Origin of the sequence: Staphylococcus sp. HMSC34G04, from assembly GCF_001838765.1 — a bacterium.
Lineage (GTDB): Bacteria > Bacillota > Bacilli > Staphylococcales > Staphylococcaceae > Staphylococcus > Staphylococcus epidermidis.
The window spans coordinates 1-206 of the sequence record NZ_KV838740.1; the positions used below are offsets into that span (position 1 = coordinate 1).

Sequence of the window (206 nt, forward strand, 5' to 3'; positions counted from 1 at the left end):
CCCAAAATAGCCTTCATAAATCCAAAAACAGGTTCCACATCAATTTTTCTTTGACTGTAGATATTTTTTGTTTCTGGTTCTGAAAGCTTTTTGTTAATTTGGGATTTAAAATATTCCCAGTTATAATTCTTCATTATTTTTTTGTTTGTTTTTGAATTGAAGTTCATACATTGATTTTTCAGAGGACATTCTGAACAATCATCACA

Annotated in this window: 1 protein-coding gene; it reads right to left on the minus strand. The window is 28.2% G+C overall.

The window, feature by feature from the left end:
- Positions 1–206, minus strand: a 206-nt coding sequence (locus HMPREF3241_RS12360; protein WP_141763182.1) for a transposase, incomplete at both ends; no start/stop codon positions are given.